Raw genomic sequence first — 6,172 nt, forward strand, 5'->3', positions numbered from 1 at the left:
TGCTGGGACGTCGTCAGTAGGTGGGGAGCGTCTTGTCGATCCGGGTCGCCCAGGAGGTGACGCCGCCCTGCACGTGCACGGCGTCCCCGAAGCCGGCGTTCTTGACCGCGGCGAGCACCTCGGCGGAGCGCACCCCGGTCTTGCAGTGCAGCACGATCGGCTTGTCGTTGGGCAGCTGCGCCAGCGCCCGGCCGGACAGGATCTCGTCCTTGGGGATCAGCTTCGCGCCCGGGATCGAGACGATCTCGTACTCGTTGGGCTCGCGGACGTCGATCAGCTCGAAGTCCTTGCCGGCGTCCATCATGTCCTTGAGCTCGTCGACGGTGATCGTCGAACCCGCGGCCGCCTGCTGGGCCGCGTCGGAGACGACGCCGCAGAAGCTCTCGTAGTCGATGAGGCCGGTGATCGGCTCACCCTCCGGGTCCTTGCGCACCTTGATGGTGCGGAAGGTCATCTCCAGGGCGTCGTAGACCATGAGCCGGCCCAGCAGCGTCTCACCGATGCCGGTGATGAGCTTGACCGCCTCGGTGGCCTGGATGGCGCCGACGGTCGCGCACAGCACGCCCAGGACACCGCCCTCGGCGCAGCTGGGGACCATGCCGGGCGGCGGCGGCACCGGGTAGAGGTCGCGGTAGTTGGGCCCGTGCTCGTTCCAGAAGACCGAGACCTGGCCGTCGAACCGGTAGATCGAACCCCACACGTACGGCTTGTTCAGCAGCACGGCGGCGTCGTTGACCAGGTAGCGGGTGGCGAAGTTGTCGGTGCCGTCGACGATGAGGTCGTACTGGCTGAAGATCTCCAGCACGTTCTCGTTGTCCAGCCGCGTCTCGTGCAGGCGGACGTCGACGTAGGGGTTGATCTCCCGGATCGAGTCCGCGGCGCTCTGCGCCTTGGAACGGCCGACGTCGGACTGCCCGTGGATGATCTGGCGCTGCAGGTTGGACTCGTCGACGGTGTCGAACTCGACGATGCCCAGCGTGCCGACACCGGCCGCGGCCAGGTACATGAGCACCGGCGAGCCGAGGCCCCCGGCGCCGACCGCCAGGACCTTGGCGTTCTTGAGCCGCTTCTGCCCGTCCATCCCGACGTCGGGGATGATCAGGTGGCGGCTGTAGCGGCGGACCTCGTCGATGGACAGGTCGTCAGCGGGCTCCACCAGGGGTGGCAACTGCACGGGGTGCTCCTCACACGGCTGTGTCGTCAGGCGAGCCGGCCCGAGCCGGCGTCCTGGACTGCGCAACAGCCTGACACGGGTCCGTAATCCCCGTCCCGGACCGCGTCCCACCCAGCGGGACGGTGGCACGGTCAGCGGCGGGGCGGCGCCGCCATCACGACGAGGTCACCGTGCGTGCCGTACCCCAGGACGTCGTCGTGCCACGGGGTCCCGTCGAAGGTCACCAGCCACCACGGCGCCCGCCGGCCGCCGCCGGCCCGGACCAGCGCAGGGTGCGGGATGTTCGACCCGTAGGGCGCCGAGAGCACACCCCGCTGGCGCAGTCGCAGGTCGTAGACCGGGTACTCCCGGGCGTCACCGTCACTCGCCAGCACCGCCCAGTCCCGCCCGACCCGCTGCAGCAGACTGCCCTCGGTCTGCTCCCGTGCGCTGTCGGCGCCCACCAGCTGCAGGCCGACGACCGGGTCGCGGTCCTCGGTGACCGCCAGGGCCGGGTGGAAGACGTAGCGGGGCTGGAAGGCGACGCACTCGGTGAACCCGAGATGCCAGCGCCCGTCGATCCGGGCCAGCGACGGGTCCCACGCGCTGTGCCGAGTGGGCAGCGCGACCCGTTCGGTCCGCAGCACGTGCACGCCCGACAGCAGGTCGAGCCCGGCGGTGGCGTGGCGGACGTGCACCCCCCGCTCGTGGTCGTGGTCGCCCCAGGAGGAGACCAGCACCTGGACCTCACCGGCCTCTTCGTCGACCACCAGGTGCCCGGCGTGGTCGCCGAGCAGCACCCCGTCGCGCTCGGTGTACAGCTCACCCACCTGCTCGATGCGACGGGGGTCGCCGAGGTCGAGGGCCCACACGCCCCAGTGCGCCTGCTGGAAGAAGCCGAGCCCCGCACTGGTCATGGTGAGCAGGACCCGACCGTCCACCACGTGCGGCGACCCGTCGGGATGCCGCACGACCTGCGGGTCGCGCACGCCCACCGGCCCGGAGAGCCCGGCGCGCACCCGGGTCAGCGACGCCCCTCCGGCCCCGGGGGCCCCGGGCGTGCCGGCGGCGTCCTGGACTCCGTAGGCGAACCGGAGCCCACCGAGCACCGCCACGTCCCGCAGGTCGATCTCCTGCCGCACCCGGTCCCGCTCGGTCAGCAACGGGCGCAGCGCGTGCTCGTCGGGGCCGGCCAGGACGGTGACCTGGTTCTCGTGGACCGCGACGGCGAGGACAGCCGGGAGGTCCAGGCGCAGTTCGGCATCGGCCACGAGCACGGGCCCCCGGCCGCCGTCCACCTCGAGGGTCAGCCGCCCGGTCGACGGGAGCCAGCGAGCCAGCACCGAACCCGTCGGGCCGTCCAGGCCGGCCAGCAGCGCGCCGCCGCCGGGGACGTCGGCGACGTCCAGCGCCACCGTCACGAAGGGCACCCGGGGCGACGAGAGGTGGGCCAGCCCGCCGTCCGCGAGGACCTCGGGGTGGGAGCGGTCGTGGTCGAGGAAGGGCGAGAACAGGGCGCGGGGGCGTTGCCGGTGCACTTCGCGGAAGCGCAGGTCCAGCAACCCGGCGCGGCGACGGGGGAACACGGGGCGGCTCCTCGGGACGGGCAGGGGCCGGTCCCCCACGCGGGCGTGCTGCGGCTACGGGTGGGGCCAGGCGTTCTTGAGGCAGCCCTGCAGCCCCAGGGTCTGCTGGTGCATGACCGGGGCGAGCTGGCCGGGCCCCGGGCAGGGCTGGTGCCCGTTGCCCAGCGCGTGCCCCACCTCGTGGTTGACCACGTACTGGCGGTAGGTGGCGATGTCGCCCCCGTAGTCGGGGACGGCGGTCTCCCAGCGGGCCAGGTTGATCACCGCGCGCTCGCCGTACCGGCAGGAGGTGTAGCCGCCGGTGCCCACCCCGGGGCAGTAGGTCTCCATGCTCCCCGGGCTGACCAGGCTGACCCGGAAGTCGTAGCCGCCGGCGGCGGCCTCGGCGGCCCCCACGCGCTGGAAGGACATCCGGCCGCCGGCGCCCCACGAGCGCGGGTCGCCGAGAGTGGCCTCGACGGCGGCGGCGAACTGCGCGCCGTCCACGCCGATGCCGTCCTCGACCTCGACGACGAAGCGCTCCAGCGGCCCGGTGCCGTAGACCTGCGAGCTGCCGTCGACGACCGAGACGGTGCCTGCCCCCTGCTCGACGTAGGCGGGCGCGGCCGGCGGCGGTGCGGGCTGCTCGACGGGCGCACCCTCACCCTCGGCCGGCGCCTGCTCGGTCGGCGACGGCGTGGGCGTCGGCTCGACCGGGGGTGCGCTGACCGACGAGGGCGCCGCGGCCGGGTCGGTGACCGGCGTCCGGTCCGCACCACTGAGCGCGACGTCGGCCAGCGTGACCACGGTGGCCAGGGTGAGCACCGGGATGGCGTACGCGCGCCAGCCGTACCGGCGGGCGAACCGCTTCAGCGGGCTCCCGGGTGGCGGTGCGTCGCGACGGGGCCGGGGCGCCGGGTCCGGGCGGGCGACCAGCGGGCCGGAGCCGGAGGGACGCGCGCCCCGGGCGGTCGCCCCGGTGCGGACGGGCCGCTGCCGGTTCGCCGTCGCCGCGGGCCGGGGCGCGGGGACCGGGGGCCGCGGCGGCCGCGCCGGGTCGCGACCGGAGCGGTCGTCGGGGCTGGCCACGGAACCGAGACTCTCACGGAACCCGCGCGGCGCGGCAGAGCAGCGGGGCGACCGCCCGGTCGCGTGTCCCGGTCTCAGGCCTGCGCGCTGGAGGTGTCCCGGCCGGCCACGTGCGCGCGGTCCGCGGCGTCCTCGGCGAGGGCGAGCACGGCACGGGCGGTCGGCTCGGGCGCCTCCATCATCGCGAGGTGACCGATGCCGGGCTGCACCTGGAGCCGGGCGTCGGGCAGCACCTCGGCGAGCCGGGTGGCGAGTGCGGGGTCGACCAGCCGGTCCCGGTCGCCGGTGACCACGAGCGACGGCATCCGCACCGACCGGGCCATCCGCCAGGCGTTGGCCCGGCCGAACCGCAGGTAGGAGGTCATCAGCCCGCGCAGGCTGCGGGTGAGCGCCTGCCCCGACCAGGGCTGCTCGTCACGCTCCCGCATCTCGTCGACCGCCTGCTGCAGACGCTCGGGGGGAACCGCGTCGGGGTCGCCGAAGCAGGTCTGTATCAGGCCACGCACCCGCTGCTCGGGGCTGACCCCGGCCAACCGCCGTTCGGCGAGAGAGGGCACGCCGGGCAGCAGGACCAGGGTGATCGCCCGGTCGAAGGCGGCGGGCACCCGGTAGACCGGCATGGCCGCGGAGATCAGGCTGAGGGTGGCGACCAGGTCCGGACGGCGCGCGGCCACCCACACGCTCACCAGACCGCCGAGGGAGTTGCCGACCAGGTGCACCGGCCGTCCCTGCCCCGGCCCGGGCCGGGCGGCGACCCATTCCAGGACGTCGATGACGGCCTGCGCGTGCCGCTCGATCGAGTACCGCCGCGGCGGGCCCGACCGGCCGAACCCGGGCAGGTCCAGGGCGTGGCCCTCGAAGCGGACGGCGAGCAGCCCGGCGAGGTCGGTCCAGTTGGTCGAGGCCCCGCCCAGCCCGTGCACGTACAGCGCCCGCTCGCGCGGAGCCGCGGCGACCTCTGCGGCGTCGGCGCCCACCGGGCCCTGCCACGGGGTGGAGCGGACGAAGACCTCACCACCGGTGACGGGCACCAGCTCACCGGGCCACGGCGGGAGCAACCGGCCCAGCCGCGGCAGGGGGCTCTCGGACAGCCGGGCATCGCTCACCCGATCGACGGTAGAACACCCGCGCGACACCCCCGCCCGGGCCGGCCGGCCGCGGGCCGGGCCGACGTCGCCCGAGCTACCCGCCGGTAAGCTCGCCGGGCCATGCAGCCCAGTCCTCCGGCCCCCGCGCCGTCCGACACCGCGCCGTCCGATGCCGCGCCGCCCGCCGGCCGCCGGACCGCCCGCCTGCCGCGCAGCGCCCGGCGGCTGCAGCTGCTGCGCGCCGCGCAGGACGTCTTCGTCGCCCAGGGCTACCACGCCGCCGCGATGGACGACATCGCCGACCGCGCGGGGGTCAGCAAGCCCGTCCTCTACCAGCACTTCCCTGGGAAGCGAGAGCTGTACCTGGCCCTGCTGGAGCAGCAGGTCGACGAGCTCACCGACCGGGTGCGGCAGGCGATGGCCGGCACCGACGACAACCGGGCCCGGGTGCACGGCGCGGTCGGCGCCTACTTCGACTTCATCGACGCCGAGGGCGAGGCCTTCCGGCTGGTCTTCGAGTCCGACCTCCGCAACGACCCGCAGGTCTCCGAGCTCGCCGGCCGCGGGACCCGGGCGGTCACCGAGGCGATCGCCGAGGTCATCGCCGCGGACACCGGCGCCGACGAGGAGCGGGCGCTGCTGCTCTCCGCGGGGCTGACCGGCATGGCGGAGAGCAGCGCGCGCTGGTGGCTGGCCCGCAAGGGCACGCTGTCGCGCGACGAGGCGGTCGCGCTGATGTCGGCCCTGGCGTGGCGCGGCATCTCCGGCTTCCCCCGCCGCGACGACGAGGCCCCGTCCGGAGGCTCACCCCGAGCTTGCGAGGGGTGAGAGGGACGGGGTCCTTCATCCGTTCGCTGACGGCGCATCCGCCGGACCGGCCCGCCCGCGGCCGCTGCACTAGCGTGGGCGGGAGCAGCCAGACCTGAGGAGGCATCTCCACGTGGAAGTCAAGATCGGTGTCCAACACTCCCCCCGCGAGCTGGTCATCGACAGCCCGAAGACCCCCGACGAGATCGCGGCGGAGGTCTCGAAGGCCATGGCGGCCGACGACGGTCTGCTGACGCTGGTCGACGAGCGCGGCCGCCGCGTCGTCGTCCCGACGACCAAGATCGCCTACGTCGAGATCGCCGAGGCCGACCAGCGCCGGGTGGGCTTCATCGCCGGCTGAGCCGGCTCGCAGGACACGTCAGCGGGGGGGGGGGGGGGGGGGGGGGGGGGGGGGGCGGCGGCGCGGGGGGTGGCGGGTGGGGCGGGGGGGGGGGGGGGGGGGGGGGGGG

6 protein-coding genes are annotated in these 6,172 nt (G+C 75.0%); 2 read left to right on the forward strand and 4 right to left on the reverse strand.

The features are described 5' to 3' along the window. Positions 1-13 precede the first annotated feature (13 nt). The 4 genes from moeZ to ACI795_RS15925 form a co-directional block, all read right to left on the reverse strand. A complete protein-coding gene (gene moeZ, locus ACI795_RS15910; protein ID WP_457076506.1) occupies positions 14-1,174 on the reverse strand; it encodes an adenylyltransferase/sulfurtransferase MoeZ in 1,161 nt (386 codons plus the stop codon). A gap of 131 nt (positions 1,175-1,305) precedes the next feature. After that, entirely contained in the window at positions 1,306-2,739 is a 1,434-nt protein-coding gene (locus ACI795_RS15915) for a hypothetical protein (RefSeq protein WP_457076507.1), read from the reverse strand. A 54-nt stretch (positions 2,740-2,793) separates the two neighbouring features. Next, positions 2,794-3,807, reverse strand: coding sequence for a DUF3152 domain-containing protein (locus tag ACI795_RS15920; protein WP_457076508.1), 1,014 nt, complete (start codon positions 3,805-3,807; stop codon positions 2,794-2,796). Positions 3,808-3,881: 74 nt separating this feature from the next. Continuing rightward, positions 3,882-4,913, reverse strand: a complete 1,032-nt coding sequence (locus ACI795_RS15925) for an alpha/beta fold hydrolase (protein WP_457076509.1) — start codon at positions 4,911-4,913, stop codon at positions 3,882-3,884. 102 nt (positions 4,914-5,015) lie between these two features. Between ACI795_RS15925 and ACI795_RS15930 the strand changes: the two genes are divergently transcribed. Together ACI795_RS15930 and ACI795_RS15935 are read left to right on the forward strand one after the other, a co-directional pair. Beyond that, positions 5,016-5,723 carry a TetR/AcrR family transcriptional regulator gene (locus ACI795_RS15930; protein ID WP_457076510.1) on the forward strand — a complete coding sequence of 236 codons (708 nt, stop codon included), beginning with the start codon at positions 5,016-5,018 and terminating at the stop codon, positions 5,721-5,723. A gap of 112 nt (positions 5,724-5,835) precedes the next feature. Continuing rightward, the gene (locus ACI795_RS15935; RefSeq protein ID WP_457076511.1) at positions 5,836-6,063 is read left to right on the forward strand and encodes a DUF3107 domain-containing protein; all 228 of its coding nucleotides are present in this window, start codon (positions 5,836-5,838) and stop codon (positions 6,061-6,063) included. Positions 6,064-6,172 lie beyond the last annotated feature (109 nt).

The organism is Modestobacter sp. SYSU DS0290, from assembly GCF_054050955.1.